Origin of the sequence: Arthrobacter sp. CAN_A6 (assembly GCF_015751715.1) — a bacterium.
GTDB lineage: Bacteria > Actinomycetota > Actinomycetes > Actinomycetales > Micrococcaceae > Arthrobacter_D.
This window is the reverse complement of sequence record NZ_JADOUV010000013.1, coordinates 14,528-32,717: the sequence shown is the minus strand read 5'-3', so window position 1 is coordinate 32,717 and position 18,190 is coordinate 14,528. Positions and strand designations below refer to the sequence as shown.

Below are 18,190 nucleotides of genomic sequence, written 5' to 3'. Positions count from 1 at the left end.
TTTATAAAGCGACGTCGCTGGATTCGACCAGGACAACGCCACCCCTGAAGAGCCCTCCGGCACCGCAGTCACATTCGTCACCGCCGACAACGGACGAGTAGTTGCGGAGGGAAGAGCGATCGAGCCTACGCCGACGGCCTTGGCCGGTCCAGCGGAGAGCGGCGTGCAAATAAGAAGTACGCTGAAAGCGGCTACGACAACACGGGCAGGTTTCAATTGAGACACGATTAATCTCCCCAGACTAGCTGGCCCCAGCGGCCAGCATCTGGGAAGGTGTTAGCCCAGATGTGGAAATGCTACAGCCTCACGCAAGCCCTAGGGCACAAACCCGCTCACGTATTTGATTTTCGGTTGGCGCACTCATTGAACCAAGGTCACCCAGAAGAGATTCCCATCGGGTCTCTTCGTTGAGAAGGATTGTGAGAACCTGTCCAATCAATTCCTTAGGAGGTGAGACGTGACCTGCCCCCCACTTGTCCATCAGTAGGTGCAAGTTGGGAACTCTCGTCGCAGTTAGGAAGGGAAGCAGATGCTTGTCGACGTGGTCATCCGTGCTGTTTTGCACGTAGACGACGCAGTGACCCGCCCAATCGGGCAAGCGGCGTAAATCCGGGCACATTCTTGCTGCCAGTACCTCTACGGCTTTTTCCTCTGAGCCAGCGCCCCAGCATGCGCGCGCATAGGCTTCGACGATGCGGGGGAGGTAGTTGTCGAGGATTGTCTGGGGATTAACAGCGACTACGGTGGATCGGGGAAAAAACTGGGAATAGAACAGCGCCGCAAACCCCCCTCCGGAAGCACCAAATAGAAGTGTTCGCTCACCCCCGGCGTCGGTCACAAATTTTTGAAGAAGGCCCGGGAGGAGTGCCTGCATCTCGAATTTCGCCGAACCACCATACCAAGCGAGCATGAGGGAGTCATCAGTGTAGAGGCATGCATCAAAAACTGAGATTGTGTTCGTCTTCAGCCCGGCGAAGGTCGGTCCCGCCATAAAGCGGGGGACTTCCTGAGTGCTTATCCCCAACGCTGCGTTGAAAACTATGGAGGTCGTTGCTGCACTTTTTGAGTTATACATTATCTCAAGCGGCAATCCATTACAATTTATGACATGGAGTCCAGAATGCAGTGATTCGGCATCGAAAAAGCAGTTTATCGATTCATGTTGAAAAACATCACAATCAAACCGGCTAATATTCCGCACTGTCTTGAAAACATTCCCTGACTCACTGGTCGCATGGTCAGCGACCTTCTCAATCGATACGCGACGAACTTTTGTTGCTTCCGATTTACTGACCCAAGGAACCAATGTGATGCTCAGACACTTGATTGAATCTGGCAATTTTACCTCTGATCGGCTTTGTACGACGCCGACCCCGGTATGAGTATATGTGAAATAGGCCGCTCTCGGATTTCCGGAGCGCATCAGACCGGTTCCTGTCAGCGGACCAGGATCGCCACTCAACTCAAACCTGAGGAGCGCCTCGCGCTCCTGTGTTCCCGCCGGACATTCCAGATCAAGGATTACCGCGAAATTTCCACTTGTCTCGGAGGAACTGATAGCTATCTCGCGGTCCAAAATTTTGTATTCGCTCACTGGTGCCCTCCAGAGGAAACGATCGAGGAGTATCCGAAGTTATATGAGGCAACCAGCGGAAATTGGAGAGACTTCACTTCCAGTACTACCTCCGAACGAAGATTTTTACGGCAGGCCAGCCCAACTCGCTGCGCTCTACTCAACGGAGCCTGAGAAGTTATTGGATGCTGAGAACTGTTGATTCCGTATGAGCCAAGCTGTCCATCAATGTGCCCAACGACGCGGTCCTCGATAACTGCACCAACGAGTTTTTCTGCCCCCCGCCGGCTGAGTATATAACCGTCGCCACCCCATCCGCGCATGTGATCCGGGCGAGTTGCAAGTGTGTCCCATAGCGAAGAGTATCCAGTATGGAGCTCCTTAGTCATCAATGACGACATTCTTTCATTCACAAATAAAACATCGAAATTTCCCGCTTCTGTCACCAAGCGTCCCAAGTCCTGCCAGCTATACGGAAGTCCATCGTCTTCGATAACGAGATGGAAGTCGTCGCGCCCGGAGGCTATCTTCTCCCAAGCTTGGACATGGCTCAGCGCACATCCGATAGCTCCACGACCAAGAATTGAACCGCTTGGCGACAGAACACTTTTTGCAACAAGACTAGTCAAATCGCTTCCTATTACAGCCTCCACTCTGAGGGGGTCGATATCAAACATCGAATACAGCGCATTGGATAATCTGAACTTCCGTCTGTCTTTTTGGAGATTGATGATTGAAACAGGAACTTCCAAGGTATGTCCTCTGAAGTTTCTTGCGTATTCAAGGCGCTTACTTACAGAGGCCCACTTCACAGGGCTGCAAGCACTCATCCTGAGCGCAACCCGCCTAACTCTCTCGCAGGAGTCCCAGTCTCCCGCAATGGCCGCTATGAGCGCGATACGGAGCATTTGGTCCTCGGAGAGGTGTTCAAATCCGGGCACGAAACGTTGGATTGTGGGATGAACCAACTCGGGACGAGCATCTGCAACGAGGCTTTCCAGGTATAAACTCGTGATGTAGCCGTCGTGCGGAGACCTTTCAGCAAGCTCACCTAGGAGCGTAGCGGCAAGAGTGAAGTCTCCTTCTTTTCGAGCGACATGCTGAGAAGCTAACGCACTTAGCGCGGGTAGCAGACCTGCCGCTGAATAGCTCGACAGGAGTCGGAGCGCCTTGCTGACATCATTCATGACCCTCAAGTAGTCGAGATACAGTAGAAACTCGCTGCGGTTGCTGTGAGCCTGATCGAGATTGACTGGGTGAAAGCGACGCTCTAGCTCCTTCACCGACGCTGCTGACTCGGGGTCTGACGGTATATCAGCTAGGCGGCCTTGAGCGAGCAGGCGTTCCAAACCAGCATGCAGTGACATTAGGGCCTTTCGAAACGCCGACGGCGCTGCCTCTGTCCTTCCGCCAGAGCAGAAGGAGATGGTAAATCTGGTAGTGACGCTCAGTGCCCTGGCAGCTCGATACGCCTACTTCGTCAATCTCAGCACGCTGGTCCCTTTTCCTGTCAACGCCGCGCCCATGTAACAGTTGAAGGAGCTTCCTCACCCGCTTGCACCCGTAACTTGCACGCCATCAAGACTGGGAAGTCGCTGTTAGGCAGTTCAATCGTTGCACACGGAGACACCAGAGGTTGATAACGCTCATGAAGAGTTACCGCTATCCATCGGATGCGGTGCGGAACGCCATGCGCCCTCGACGGGCGCTCCGGTATGAAACAATTACTGGTGACGGTCCACCCCGCGTGACGAAGCGGCGATCTGCCTCGACTGATACGAATGAAATCTCAACTTTAAGGAGCACCGGCCCCTTTGTACCAAACTTCCGAACACATGGGGCCAACAGCGCAGAAAACGGGTCGAGTGATGAGATGCAAGACCAAGTGAACGCGGCAGCATCAACGAAACCTGATCGGCCTCAGGCTCGTATCAACTACGACGGACAACAGGTGCTTCTGGAACTTCCTTCAGAGTCTGATCATATAAGCGCAGTGATACTTAAGACCGGAACCTTCTATGAGCTAGATTTTCTTCAGTTCATGCGAAGACTGTTGGAGCCGAACAGTCTGGTAGTTGATGTTGGCGCCAATATAGGAAACCACACATTATTCTTCTCGCGCATATGCTCCTGCCGCGTCGTTTCCTATGAACCACTCGAATCAACGGCGCTGCTACTTAAGCGGAATGTTGAGCTGAATTTCACCGACGGTACAGTAAGCGTCCGTGTAGCGGCGTTAGGCGAAGTCAATGGAAAAGCGAGTGTCTCAAGCTTCACCAGCGCGAATGTCGGTGGTGCACGTCTCTGCGCCGACCCAGAAGGAAGCATGATTTTGTCGACTCTGGACGCAGAGTGGTTTGAATCACCCGTCGCCTATCTGAAGATTGATGCCGAGGGGATGGATCTTGCGGTTCTGCGTGGAGCAATGAACCTCGTAGATAAAGATCGTCCTTTGATTAGCTGTGAAGCATCGGATGACGCCGCCGAGGTGGACTTGCTGCGTTATATGAGAAGTATCGATTACGCCCCTCTAGGTGAATTCAATGCAACACCAACTTTCATATTCGCGCCCATTCGCGGCACCCACGAAATGCGCAAATTTTTCCAGTATCAAGCCCAGGCCGCGCTCCTAATGCAATCCAGGCTGGCCGATTTGCAAATGCAGTTGGACCGAAGCGTACGATACAGCCAACGTTTAATTTCAGAACATATTGCGGAGTCGCATCAATGAGCAAATCCTCGGAGATTTCTACGGAACTAGAATATCCATTTGAGCAATGCGACCACGAGGTGTGGAAAGTACCGACCCATTCTTGGAAGGATCTCGATGCATTCTTGTCCTCGACGAGCTGGCAAAACGGGCTTCACTCCATCAGCTTCGACCATGCCCCCCATTTGGACTTGTTAGTCCACGGACTCGATCAAGCGACATCAAAAAACTCTGCCCTTCCTGTTTTCTTCAACGGCGCAGTTACGGCGCGAGAGGAAAAGGTTCCGCCATTTTTCTCCGGGTTGAAAATCGCGCGCCAGGGGGGGTACCCATACGTAGCTCTGTCAGACGCTTCGCTTCAACTGAACGACTCGCTCGGGCTCGGCTGGTATATCGGAAATACCTACACGCATTTACAGTCCATCATTACGGGCATCCTATTTAGACTCGCAGAGATGACTGGGCGGGAATTACTCTTGGTAGGCGGATCCGGCGGCGGATTCGCTAGTCTCTTTTACGGGGAGCGGCTCGGTGACCTTGCATCGGTGTTTGTATGGAACCCGCAAACCAACTTCCTGGACTACAACGAGCTATTCGTCAAGAGATACCTTCGAGACGCCCTAGAGGATCCCCTCCTCCCCGACCTCGACGCGCCCGATTGGAAGATAAGAGTAGCTGACACACTCCTTCGCCACGGTTTCGAGGCCGCTGTCCCTTCGACTTCAGCTCCGGGGATCCACTCCAGACCGAGGCGATCCCTATACCTTCAAAATTCCAGTGACTGGCATGTTATATCGCACCTTCTTCCTTTCATAGGAAGGTCGGACTACGCTCCACTGGGCGAAGGTGTTTATTCTGGGTCTGACGAACATATCGCTTGGATAGCCCAGTTTGGGGAGGGGCACGCCGCCCCGTCCCCCGAGGTCATCTCAGACGTTGTCGAGAGACTTATCGATACTCGGATCTCAGTTTCCGAAATCGTTGAGCGGATGCAAAGGGACCTAGTGTTCGGCCCACAACGAGTCGAGCTCGTACCTCGAGACTTGACTTCTCTAGCGGGCAGGATCGAAGAGCTAGTCAGGTTGGATGTTCGCGGCAGCGGTGGATCGGTGGACTTAGAACTGGACCTCGATATCATCCCTCTAGGTTATGGCGGTTTAACTATAGAGTTTGCTGAAGTAACGAACGGCACTATTGAGGTCATTCGAAGGTTCGAAGGATCCAATACACATCGTCATGTGGGTACCGCTGGCCAAGAAAGCGTCTACCGTGCAGCATTGAAGGACGGCTTTGGCAATCTTTTGCTTGAGGTTATCTCGCAACCAACCACCCAGAAAAATGGCCGGCTTTTTATATGCGGGAGCAGCGCCTCGATGGAAGCCTTCGCCACTTCCCAAAGTGTCGAAATTGTTCACTACTCGGCCCGATCGTCCTTAGGAAGCTCCTTTCAGGCCCATGTTTTGGCCGTGAGCAGCTCAGTTCATACAGATAAACTCGAAAGCACATTCCAGCGCCGTCTAGTTGAAACCGACATTTTCAAGAAGCTATCTGATGATCTTAACAACATCGACTTTGATCTGTTACTACTCGATCTTTTAGACGAGCGGATTCCCCTCGCTTCTATCAATGGGACCTATATAACGCACAGTCCAGAACTAAAAAGAACCGGCTTTCATCCACCGATTGGGAGCGAGATCGAACCAGGTTCCGACCACCATCTTCAGTTGTGCGAGGCAGGGATAAGCAGGCTACTCGAGATTGTCGGACCGCATCGCGTGCTTGTGAACAACGTCTACTGGGCGACGCATAACGTCTCTGGAGAGCTCCTTCAAGGGCAAGAAGAAATTTCACGGAATAACCGAATGCTGGCTCGTCTTTACGACATGCTGCTGACGCACAAAGGAGTCCGTTTTGTAAACTATCCCGATGGAACAATACTTTCTGCGCAGAACCATAAATGGGGAGATTCGCCATATCGCTTCGGTCCAGGCGTCGATCAATATCTTCGAAAATCGGTGAGCGGCGCCCTTTTCGAATAGGCGGATGCAAGTCACTTCACTCTTGCGTCTCATCATCCTCAGGGACGATCCACGTCAGAGGGCTGAACGCTTCCGGAGCGCATTGCGACAACAGCTTAAGGAACGGAAGCGTTCCTGTATTGGCCAATTCAAGCAAAATGACTTGTTGTCCGTCGCCGGTGTGACGATGCCGGGCCGTGAGATAGTTCCATGTGCCGAACCTCGTTGCGTGAAGGAGATCCTCGTAGTAGGAGCTCGAAGACACCTTCCCCAGAGGGCCGATCCAAGTTTGGTCTGCCTCGTATGCATCTCGCTCCGTGGAGATGGATATTCCCGCGTACTTCAATAGCAAACCGGCGTCCTTCTCAATCGAGTTCGCGATAATTGCGTGTGGCCGCCACGTTTGAGCTACAAGAATCTCAGCGGTAGCGGCATCGACCGTACGGTCGCCGGCGTCCAATACATAGAGTGGAAGCGTACGGGCAGATATATTGATTCCCGCTGTTCGAAACATGAGGGTCAACGAGTGTTCTGCGAGGTGCGCCCGAGTGATCGAGCGCATCTGCGCCCAGGAGTCACGCGTCCGTGCCGATGCGCTGCTCATCCAACTTTCCAGCAAACTGTTCCATCGTTCCGGAGAATTCGATGCCTCGATCGCCTCAAACTGCTCAATGATCCCCCGCCCCTCCCCACTCAAGACCAAAGCGCCACTTGCGGCAACTTCCACCACGCGTCGTGAGAACATTGTTGGTGAGTTATTTGCTGAATTGACATTGATGTTGATGGGGTGAGCTTTATAGACCTTCAACACTTCGTCGTAATCGACACCTTCTCGAACATACTTGCGAAGCTCTTCCGGAAACTCGTAGGGCGAGTTAGGAACCTTTAGCTGACGGTCGTATATCGTCAGCCCATGGTTGGACGCAGCGCGCAGCATACCGTCCAACTCAGAAGACCGTTCCTTGAACCGGGCACCGTAGTACGTTCCCGCATAGCTCACGGAATGCTCGTAGATTCGGTCGGTGGGGAGAGGATTGTGTAGCATTGGCTCCGCATAAAACGACGAAGCTGACACGGTGCGGTTCTCTGACTTTTCAATAGCAAGATAGTTCCCTACCATGTCAGCGTCAGTGGTGAAGATGTGATCCATCAGCGCAGCAGTACGTGCGAACGCTCGATAATGGACGGGATCTTCCTTGTTCCAAAAAATCACCGGAATGGCTAACTTTCTGGCCACCATGACGATTCTTTCCAGGTCCTCGATCAGTTCTGGATAGTAGGCAACCCCCCGACGCCACTCGTCGTTGGGGCCCTCCCATGCCGACTCGACGAAAACGGCGTCCAGATCAAGCGTGGCCACCTCAATGAAACCATCTTTCCGCGAAAGCGGAAAAGCGTGGAACGAATGCTCTATAGTCCGGCTAGTGAATTGATCCGCGATGACGCCTACTCGCAACTCTTCGAGTCGTCTTGCGGACGAAGAGCGAAGCATTTCATTTTGGTGGTTGAGCGCTTTCACGACGTATTCGCCACTCCGCTCGCCCGGCAAGCAGTGCGCGTCGACGGCCGCGGTAATCATTGAGTCAATATCGGTCTCGCACGCGTTCTTGTACTGTTGGGTCATGTCACACACGAAAGGAATCCCCAGCCGGCGGGCCGCAATGAGTGCCGGAAGTGCGACCCAGTAATCGCGCTGCGACCTCATCACTGTGGGTCGAAATATCCTAGCTTCGCGAACGAAGGCGTCTGCAGCAGCCATTATCTGTCGGTCCAAACTGAGCCGATCGACGTTTCTTAGCGGAAGGTAAGCGTATTCCTCATCCCCCGCTACCACGACGGTCCGCACACCGAGTTCCTGTACTTCGAGGTCGACGTCGAAGTTCAAGGTTGGAGCGCTAACAGAAACATGGCGTAAGTTGTATGAACCGTGTGCTTGGTCTCTAAGTGGAGCGGCTTCCTTAAACTTTTCTTGAGTTGTCCCGAGGTCCATGGCGTACAGAACGCGGTCCGGACACTGCAAATAAACGGGTCCGTTCGAGCGCTCCGGGATGAGAATCCCCCCTCGTTTCAGAATGCTCAGACCCTGGCGCCACATAGTTCCTCTAAAAAGTGCCGAAGGAAGCGTTTCCACCATGGTTGAATTTTCCCTGACCAAGGCGTCCACGCGTGGGAAGTCCTTGTCACGAACGAGTACTCTGATCAGCCGTTCGAAGTGCGTCGCCGTCGAACTGCGCCTGAATGTCTCCTCCATTCGTTCGGCGGTAATCGACGCTGATGGAGTGGCACTATAGGAGTTGCCCGCGTCCAACAGTAATTCAAGCCAACGTCGACCAACTTTCTGAACGTCAAATTGATCCACCTGCGATAAAGCGCTTTGCGACGCTTCGTGGTATGCATCCAGCGTTTCATTCTGTTCGATGATGTAGCAGGCAGCATCCATAGCGCTCTGATGCACCCACTGGCTACTGAAGATCTCTGCCGCTCCGTCTCGCTTCCAAACCACCGGCACCGCCCCCGATGCCATCCCCTCCACCGGAGCCAGATGGAATGTCTCGCGAAAACTGGGTGATAACACCCAACCTATTTTCTGAAGCCATCGACCCATATCGGGTCCAAATTCTTCAAAGACGACCCGCCGTCGAAGTTTAGGGTTGGAAGCTAATCGCTCGTAGAACGACTCATATGCATCGCGAGCATGATCATTACTCCACATCCACTGGTACTGCCACGGTGCTCGTCCCCGAACGTGAAGGGTGTACCTCAAGTCTGATTCCAGAAGAATTTCAAGAAGATCCAACGCACGATCAGGACGTTTGAGGATTGGTACCACGCCGATGATTCCGATATGGAACCGAGCCAGCTCGAGTTTCGGTCGGTGTAAGTCCTGCACATCGACCATGTTCGGAATTACCGTGGTTTTCTCCACCGGCCACTTCAAAGCAGACACCACTTGGTCACGGTAGAATTCAGATACAAAGACGAACATATCTACGTTCGCGACGTTAATGTCTCTGATCCATTCCGAGTTCAACTCGTACCCATGGAAACGGACGATAAGGGTCTGCCCTGGCTTCTTGGACCACGAATACCAAACTGCGTTCAACGAACAGAACTCACAGAAAATCATGTCAGCCCAGTTTAGAAGCGTCTCACTTCGCGACTCATCTTGAATATTTTGTTGCCGCCAAGCGTCTACCTGTAATTCGAAATCATCACGCTGAGATAAAATCTCAATCAGCTCACCAGCAAATTTGAAGTCATGGCCAGCAATAACCATCTTTTTTTTCCGGCCAAGTCTCGGACTTTCCCGATAATCGGGCAAAAATCTTTTTAGGTTTTGCTGAAAAGCTCGGCGATCAAGATTTTTTTGTACACCTAGGGGCTCGATCGAATGGTCGCTGTTCAGAAGTCCGGATAAAACGAGCGTCTTCGCAGTGGCATCCGGAAATCTGGCTTCAAGAATGGATCGATGATCCTCCTTGGCAACGACTAAGCGACGAGCGGAAGCGATCAGTTCATCCAGGCGGGGCTCTTGAATAATTTTCAATGCATCGATACTGTCGAAGAGGAGCGCCTGCCAAAGCTTGGCCTGCATGATTTTATTTTTTATTGCCAAATATCCGACTTCAAGGTCACCGCAGATTATGACATCACAATTCAACTGGTTCGCGCTTAGGAGAATATGCCAGACTGCGAATCGAGGGATAATTCCTCCAGCTTCAATCTGATGAGCGGCCGGCGAGGGCGTGATAACCGTGACATACGGGCTAAGCTTTAGATTGTCAACGATTAGGTCGTCGTCAGCCCCATCTCCCACAAAGAAAATCACGTGGTCGGTTGGTGAGGCAATATTAGATATTGAACGATAGTCCGTCGATGCATACGATCCTTCTACTACACCAGATTTGAGGCTGGACACCTGACCGAAAATAAGAACTCTTCTCTCGGCCTGTATCATGTTGTGCAATTGCAGTAGCGACAAGATAACGAAATTTTCCGACAGGTTCTCAGTCCATGGCGTCGCACTGAAGTCCTCGGGGACCGACAAAGAGAAGATTCTGCGCCCGCCGGCTGCCGGAACGAGCGCCACGAGGTTCTTCCTCACCTTCTCACTCTCCACGAGGACGTGTGAAGCATGGTCGGTGATAGCGGCTAGGAGCTGCTGGGCAGGCTTACCTTCCGACAAATGACCAGCAAGCTCAGAGGTGGGAAGCAGCGGCCAAACTATCGGGGCGGTACCTTCATTACCGAGAAGTGCCCGGGACAACTCTATTCCGCGGGAGATCACAATCGATGCCGCAGCCTCTTTAGCGTAAACAGCCGCCTCCCAAGCGAACCGACGGACTCGACGCTCAGGCGGAACCCGCGATACCGGCGGGTGGTGAATGACAACATCCGGATATGCTGCTTGAAAAAGTCGTTTTTCTGCCTCTGTCAAAGGTTCTTGAAACATCACTGCAACTTTGATGTTCGCGTCCGCAAGAGTGCGGATCATGCTTTGATCCAACTGCGAACTGAAGAAGGAGCTAGAGGCTGCGGCGCAATAGAGTACATGGACGGCCTTAGACAATGTTCGTTTCCTTAGACTCTGATGCTTGCGCAAACCGCTGGGACAACTCGTAGATATGACTGCGGCGAGGCCCTTCGGGTAACTCGTCGAAGAAAGCAGCGGAGGGGAAAACTATAGATCCTATGTCACGTAGGGCTGCCGTGTGAAGCCGTTCCGGTTGACCATTGTCGACGAAGATCACGGGTACTTTTCTTTTGCGACTCCACGGCGCAAGACGCCGAATCTCCTCAAACAGGGTGCCACCGGCCGCGTCCTCCGTTCCGAACCAAGGTCCACTATTCAGCGCGGCTCTCTGGATAACGATTATCTGCGGCTGCAAGGTGTCGACACTGTTCACCAAGCAAGACGGAAAGATAGGCATGACGTTGTAACGCTGTTCTAGCTCGTCGTAAAAATCATCCTCAACGATCGCGCCCACCTTGAGCGGAGGGTGGAACGGATTTACCGAGTGATATCCGACACGAAGCACTTCGGCCAGCCTCAAGGCACCCAGGTTTGGTGGCGGCGGCGTAGATGACCTGCCTTTTCGTCGTAAGAGTAGGTCAACTGCCTCACCGCCGGAACTACTTCCGACAGAGTGCTGAGCACTGTCTTTCGTCATCGTCGATTCCTAAACTCCCAGGGACTCGGCCGCAACAAGGGCCGGCCGCCGAAACGAGCCTAATACAGTTGAGAAGTGAACCCAATTTGCGAAAGCAATCTCGATGCTCGGGTAATCCGATGCTCGGCCTGCCTTGGTTCCAGAGATCTACTCCGTCAGTTGGTATGTGCGAGCAGACGAAACCAACCTTCGGTGGCCCTGGAGCGCGTTGTGGTGCAAGTCATACTTTAGCTTCTGCTGGGCGCCCATGGTTGCCACAACGCCTATGATGAGTAAGTTGCCCAGAAAGAAAGCTTACAAATTCTCATGCTTACAGTTATGCCGATCTATGGTACTCGCCCAGAGGCTATCAAGATGGCTCCGATCGTCGCGGCGCTTGAAGGATCCAACAGCCTCAACTGTGTGGTGACGGTCACGGGGCAGCATCGAGCCATGCTGGATCAGGTGAACGACTTGTTCGGCATCACCCCGGCTCACGACTTGAACATTATTCAGCAGCGACAAACACTGAACTCGATCATGACCAAGACCATCGACGGCTTAGATCAGCTGTTCCGCGACGCTCGGCCGGACGCAGTAGTTGTCCAAGGTGACACAACCACCTCTACTGCAGCAGCCATCGCCGCTTTCTACCATGGGATACCGGTAGTCCATGTCGAAGCTGGCCTGCGAAGTGGTGACCTGTTTTCGCCCTTCCCCGAGGAGGGGAACCGAAAAATGACGTCACAGATTGCGAGCCTCCACCTGGCACCCACCTCAATCAGCAAGGCAAACCTTCGGGCGGAGAATGTCACAGACGAAGACATAGTAGTCACCGGTAATACTGTGATTGACGCACTCCTGGAGACCGTTGCGAAGAACGTCCCTTTTACGGATCCAGTCCTCGAACAGATCGCAAATTGTGGAAAAAGAATTTTGCTGGTAACCACGCATCGACGTGAAAATCAGGGACAAGCGATGCGAGGTGTTGGACGTGCGCTCGCTAAAATCGCAGGATCTGAACCAGACCTAATAATCGTCCTGCCGATCCATAAAAATCCTGCAGTTCGAGAGGCTGTCCTCCCTCAAATTGAGGGCCAACCAAACATCATAGTCATCGAGCCCCTATCCTATGGAGAATTTACTAGGCTCCTTTCAATCTCCCACGTGGTCCTGACAGACTCGGGAGGAGTTCAGGAGGAAGCTCCCAGCTTGGGCAAACCTGTCTTAGTTATGCGCGACAACACGGAACGTCCCGAAGCCGTAACAGCAGGAACCGTGCGTCTCATTGGAACGGACGAGGGGCGGATTGTGCACGAGGTCGATCGATTGCTCAATAACAAAGAGCATTTTGCCTCAATGGCCAACGCGGTCAATCCATATGGGGACGGCAGGGCTGCCGCTCGAACCGTTGCTGCTATTGAATGTTTACTCGGTATGGGCGAACGGATCGATGATTTTATTCCCGGGTAGGCGCCAAATCTAGTTCCGATATTCCTGAACTTCGAGGGTCCATGTTCACAACTGATCAACTTCCTGCGCTTCGAGCAGCGGTAACCGCACAACTGCCACGCGTAGCGAACGACGCAGCGCGGAAACGGGCCACCAAATTCCTCAGCTTGAGGATCGTCTCCTCAGCATCGTTTCCCGATGTTGCCTTCGACGGTGGTGCGTTATGGGTGGAGAAAGGAACACGAGGCCAGCAACGGTACCTGCATGGTCTTCTGTTCTTGACTGATTGGTTCGAGACGATACTTTCGGACACCGCCACATCGGTGGAAGCGGCGACATCTGCCTTGTCTATCGTTGAAACTTGGGCAAATCTGCACGTTGACCCGCAAACATCTCCGTCGATGGCGTATCACGACGAAACAACCGCGCAAAGGCTCATCAATCTCATTTCGCTCCACCCTATCCTGATCGAGCATGACCCCGATAAGACCCGTACAGTCATCGAACCTCTTATGGCCGATACCGCCGCCCTCTTGGCTCGAGAAAGCTTTCATGCCGCTGGAAACAACCACGGAATGTTCCAGGATTTAGCGCTACTTTATTGGACGATCATGTCCTCAAGCCAGAATGATTCCCAGCGTGAAGAATACTTCGAGAAGGCGATGACCCGTCTGAAACGGTATTTCAGTTCCTGTTTCACAGCCGACGGAGTACATGTTGAAAACACCCCCACATACCACCTGATGGTTTCAAGGCACGTGTCCAATGTGCAGAAGATTGCCCACGAAGCCGGCCACCCAGACGCCGAATATTACGTATCGCTGGTTCAGCGAGCAGAGCGGTATGCAACCCACGCGCTCATGCCGGACGGTACATTTCCACCGATCAGCGACACGCAGCAGACCAACGTGGGTCGGTCGGGGATGCAGAAAGTCTTCCCCGGCGAGGGTTTCGCCTTCGCGAGTAGCGGCGGAGCCCTCGGCAGCGCGCCCGCTGACCGGTGCCTTGTCCTGCCCGATTCCGGCTACGCCATTTACCGTAGCGAGTGGGGCAACCCTGATGCTGCCTATGCTTTTTTTTCCGCCGCCTACAACGCCGACTATCACAAGCACTCAGATGACTTGAGCTTTTTCCTGCGAAGCGACGGAATTGATCTGCTGAGTGAATCCGGCCCCTATGGCTATGACTACAAGCATCCGTTCTCCCGGTACGCCTACTCCCAATTTGCCCACAACAGCCTGGTGGTGGACGGCCAGAGTCTGCCCCGCACTGACGGGAAACAAGGCAAAGTCACCCTTCGAGCAGTCGAGGAACACCGAGACGGTTTCACTGTCATCGGTACCAACGCCCGGTATGAGGACGTTGTACATGAGCGCACTGTAGAAGTGACGGAAGACGCCGGCGTCCCACGATTCGGTCTCACCGACAGCATTTCCAGCGACGGAGAGCACGAGTATCAGCTGCTGTGGAACCTGGGAACCGAAGTCGATGTAACACTGCACGGTCAGGGGTTTGAGCTCTTCCATCAGAATCGCAAGGTCATGGACCTGATGATCACGGCTGACGTGCCGACTGTTCTTTCGCTGCACGAAGGAGTTGAGAAACCCCGGCCCCTTGGCTGGCGTTTTCCGAAATTCGGCGAGGCTCAACCGGCAAAAGTGGTGGTCATCAGTTTCAAAGGTTCTTCCGTCCGTTTGGACACCAGGATCAGGCTCGCAGACTTCAGCTATGCCGACCGGGGACTTTCCGCGCCTGACCAACAGTGGTCGCGTTACCGAGGCGAAGTGCCCCTGAACTATCTCTTCACCCCGGGGAAAAGTGCGGCCGGACGACGTCGGCTAACAGTGGTCTTCTCCGCCATCCAGGAACCAGGGGACTTCACCTACAACTACAAGGCCACGGTCGACGAGGTGGACATCAGTGCCCTGTACATCCTGGATGATTTCGGCGACCAGGGCGCCTACTACCACTCCGATCACCGATCCGACACGATTTTTCGGTCGGTGCAGTCATTGATTAAGGCCGTAGCTGAAAAGCACGGACTCGCGCTGAGTGACATCGTGACCGTTGGTTCGTCCAAGGGTGGCACGGCGGCCCTGATCCACGGGTGCGCCTTACCGGCTGGCATGATCATCGCGGGTGCGCCGCAAACGCGTATCGGTTCCTTCGTCTCCGGTCCGCACCCGAACATCCTTCAATTCATGGCCGGTGGTGTAGGCGACGGCGACGTAGCGCATCTGGACCGATTGGTCGATGACATCGCAGGCAAAGCAGATGACGGCTCCCGCATCTCGATTCTGGTCGGTCAAAATGACCATCATCTGCCGAATCATGTTCAGCCCCTATTAGAGAGCATGTCCACCAATGGGGTGACTAGGCCTGCTGTTACCGTGCTCCCGAACCTCTCGCACTCCGACATAGGATCAGTTTTTCGGTTCTTCCTCGCGGCCAATCTTGAGCAGTGGGTATCGGGATCGAGTGAAGAAGCGCTGCCTTATATCCTCAGCGCCGACGTGGACGCGCGGAGCATACGCATCAAGGTCTATGCACCGGCGGGCACCCAAATCTCGTATCGCTTGTTCCAGGGTTCCGATTTAGTGCGCCGCCGCAGTTACTCCGACCGGCAGGTGGTTGTATTCGACGACCTCTCCCCGGGCGCCTATCGAGTAAGGGTTTTCAAGTTGGACGGTGACTCGACCGAAGCAACAGCATTCACTACGCGGTGGATCAAGGTCACATAGTCCCGCAAGCTGTGACGGGCCCAGTAGTCAGGCCCAAGGTCATCTTTTGCCCCGCATCTACCTAGGTCAAGACTCTATTGGCCCATTCATCGCTGATTGAGTGAGGTGGATGTCAAGTTGTCGCATATCGCCAATCACTGCATCACTAGAAACCTGTTCAACAGCCCAGTCGAGAGCATTCTGGTCGAGCATCCACGAATCTGTCTCGGGTAGGAAGCCCCTGATGTATTGAGCCGCTGCCCGAGCAAAGAGCCGACCGCCCTCAGAGTCTGCCAGAAAAACGTTGTTTGCGATATATCTGCGCCACGGAGCCAAGGTCGATACTCCGCCTGAACCTGGCAAGGCTACGTCGAATTCTGATAGACGACTCTTCGCTGTTAGAATGCTTGCCGTAGGGTACAGATCGACATCTTGGATCCAAACTGGACGGTCGAAACGGTCCATTACCTGCTCAGCAACCAAATAACGAGCACAGGCAAAGTATGTTACTGGATTTCCGGCATAAGCCGGTAGGTCCGACGATGACCAACTTATCCGAGGAAGACTCGGGTTTCTGCCCGAGAACCGGTGCAGTTCAACCAAAAGGGTTTCTGCTTCGGTGATGAATTCCGTGGATTCGCTTTCAGTAGCGATCAGGTGGAAATGAAAGTGCAACTGCGGTTGCGCTAATGCGTAGAAGAGGATTCGTGCAAGATATCGCCGCAGGAAAGGGATGTTGGCTGATTGAAGAATAGTGAAGGGCGAGGTGCCGGCCACATCATCAGCCTGCCAGTGAATCTCCACCTCGCTGTCCTCCAGCGACGGATGCGGAAAACCATAGGTGAGCGCCCCCATGTCGGAATACAGGCTGAGTAAACGTTCACGCCCGCTTCGCTTCACGGCTTCGATTTCGCGCACGGCCGTTTCCCGCCCTTCGGTGATACTCGAAATGTAACCACGGATGATTTTCGACGTCGTCGTCGCTGCCGAGCACCCCAACGACTTACTCATCAGCAACTTCAGGTCGGCCGCCAATGGAGAGACGGGCGGACCCGACTCGTTTTCAGTGATGTGACGAATCTGCCGGGCGTTCCGCAAGGGGTGAACACTCACGGCATTGTGAATGTCATTCAGGGCATTGAGTCCAGATACGACGTTACCAGGCAAAGAATCAGTCACCTCAAAAAGCTCCCAGTATGCCCTACACAATGATGATATTCGACTGTCATCACGCAGTTTAGGTAAACGCTGCAATCTTTTTAAGGCGTCGTTATATATTCGGACAAGCCGATTTTCCCATTCCTCATCTACAAACACCTCCCACATGTGCATTTTTGTTGCCATGGACGTGGCTTCCGCAGCCGTCGTTGTGGCATTCGGTTGGCGCATCCAGCGCTCAACCGCACTCACTTGTTTCAACGCATCGAGGCGCACTCGCAGCGTGATTGGCGTGACATTTCCTTGGCGGTTCACTTTATCGATCCAAGCCACGGTGGTTGATGCCGCGCTCGGGAAGGCAGTCTCCGGCAGAGTTTGCCTGACTCCGTCGCTCAGGTTGATCGAGCGAGTGTCCCCGGACTGCCTGTCCTTGAGACGCAGAATCAGGCGGTCACCTGAATTGTTGGTGACATGACTCAAATCAACGTCGTACATTATTTTTCGTCCTTACGACGCTTTTCTTACGCGGGCTCACTAGAATGAATCCGACTCCTGAAGGATACGTCCTGCAGGAAGTATCTTTGTGACATCACGTCCAGCATGGAGCGCTTTGATTATTTCCAACTCTATCTCACGACTCAGTACACCGTGACCGCTCTGTTCGTCACTGTAAACAATGAACTGAACATCGCGGCGTCCTTTCGAAGCATTGTACTCGTCCCGATAGGGTTTGAAATGGTTGTCAAGGTGGAATGCATCCCAGAGGTTTTGCGCGTAGGTGAGCTTGAAATCGCCGTCCCAGTCGATGCAGGTGAGATTCGCGGAGAATGCGTTCGATACTTCGGACTCGTCCATTCCGGGATATGCAACTTCTATCATTTTTTTGAACGTTTTTCTGTAGTACGATCTTGCATCTACTTGAATGTTGGAACAATATATATTTATACCGCCGACTTTCGTCCCGATTCTGATCGCGGGAATGCCACCACCAGATGAAGCAAATATCACAATATTCGAAGCCTCAATCTTCATTTGCGAGACCATTCGCTCTACCAGTATCGCAAGCCATTCGGCGTAGTGATGGGACCGATTTCCGACATACCATCCCAGAGATATGTCTTTGTTCATGAACAGCATTGGATCGAACATCGACACAACGTTCTGGTCCATGGATGTTGCGTAGGATGAACGCTGAAATGCCGGAACAGGCTTAGCGCGGTCGAATCGACCGGGAGTAAAGAGCGTCCATTCCCTCGACTCCGTCAAGTTCCACCAGAATGGGAAAAGTACATTTCGATAGGAAATGAAAAATCCCCCGGTCCTGCTATGTTTGGCCGCATCTTTGAAGTTGAAGAAGACTTTCACTTGATCCTCTTGGATCTTATATTCAGGGTGTGCACCGTGTTTTC

Annotated in this window: 10 protein-coding genes; 4 read left to right on the top strand and 6 right to left on the bottom strand. The window is 53.2% G+C overall.

The genetic code is table 11. From position 1 onward, the window contains the following. Positions 1–304: 304 nt before the first annotated feature. Together IWX75_RS15725 and IWX75_RS15720 are read right to left on the bottom strand one after the other, a co-directional pair. Positions 305–1,594 (bottom strand): hypothetical protein, encoded by a 1,290-nt coding sequence (locus tag IWX75_RS15725; RefSeq protein WP_196823203.1) that lies wholly within the window; start codon positions 1,592–1,594, stop codon positions 305–307. After that, a complete protein-coding gene (locus IWX75_RS15720) occupies positions 1,591–2,856 on the bottom strand; it encodes a glycosyltransferase family 25 protein (RefSeq protein ID WP_196823202.1) in 1,266 nt (421 codons plus the stop codon). The genes IWX75_RS15725 and IWX75_RS15720 overlap by 4 nt, the downstream gene beginning before the upstream one ends. 602 nt (positions 2,857–3,458) lie before the next feature. Here IWX75_RS15720 and IWX75_RS15715 point away from each other — a divergent pair. Continuing rightward, positions 3,459–4,304, top strand: a complete 846-nt coding sequence (locus IWX75_RS15715; protein WP_196823201.1) for an FkbM family methyltransferase — start codon at positions 3,459–3,461, stop codon at positions 4,302–4,304. Beyond that, positions 4,301–6,322, top strand: a complete 2,022-nt coding sequence (locus tag IWX75_RS15710; protein ID WP_196823200.1) for a DUF6270 domain-containing protein — start codon at positions 4,301–4,303, stop codon at positions 6,320–6,322. Before IWX75_RS15715 ends, IWX75_RS15710 begins: the two co-directional genes overlap by 4 nt. Positions 6,323–6,338: 16 nt before the next feature. Here IWX75_RS15710 and IWX75_RS15705 read toward each other — a convergent pair whose 3' ends face one another. Next, positions 6,339–10,796, bottom strand: coding sequence for a glycosyltransferase family protein (locus IWX75_RS15705; RefSeq protein WP_196823199.1), 4,458 nt, complete (start codon positions 10,794–10,796; stop codon positions 6,339–6,341). Positions 10,797–10,863: 67 nt separating this feature from the next. Then, positions 10,864–11,472 (bottom strand): hypothetical protein, encoded by a 609-nt coding sequence (locus tag IWX75_RS15700; protein WP_196823198.1) that lies wholly within the window; start codon positions 11,470–11,472, stop codon positions 10,864–10,866. A gap of 306 nt (positions 11,473–11,778) precedes the next feature. Between IWX75_RS15700 and wecB the strand changes: the two genes are divergently transcribed. Next, positions 11,779–12,924, top strand: a complete 1,146-nt coding sequence (gene wecB / locus IWX75_RS15695; protein ID WP_196823197.1) for a non-hydrolyzing UDP-N-acetylglucosamine 2-epimerase — start codon at positions 11,779–11,781, stop codon at positions 12,922–12,924. Positions 12,925–12,965: 41 nt separating this feature from the next. Then, complete coding sequence (locus IWX75_RS15690) at positions 12,966–15,644, top strand: heparinase II/III family protein (protein ID WP_196823196.1); 2,679 nt, start codon at positions 12,966–12,968, stop codon at positions 15,642–15,644. A 66-nt stretch (positions 15,645–15,710) separates the two neighbouring features. Here IWX75_RS15690 and IWX75_RS15685 read toward each other — a convergent pair whose 3' ends face one another. Next, positions 15,711–17,276: a hypothetical protein gene (locus tag IWX75_RS15685; RefSeq protein ID WP_196823195.1), complete on the bottom strand. Its 1,566-nt coding sequence runs from the start codon at positions 17,274–17,276 to the stop codon at positions 15,711–15,713. A gap of 39 nt (positions 17,277–17,315) precedes the next feature. Then, a complete protein-coding gene (locus tag IWX75_RS15680) occupies positions 17,316–18,146 on the bottom strand; it encodes a hypothetical protein (RefSeq protein WP_196823194.1) in 831 nt (276 codons plus the stop codon). Positions 18,147–18,190 lie beyond the last annotated feature (44 nt).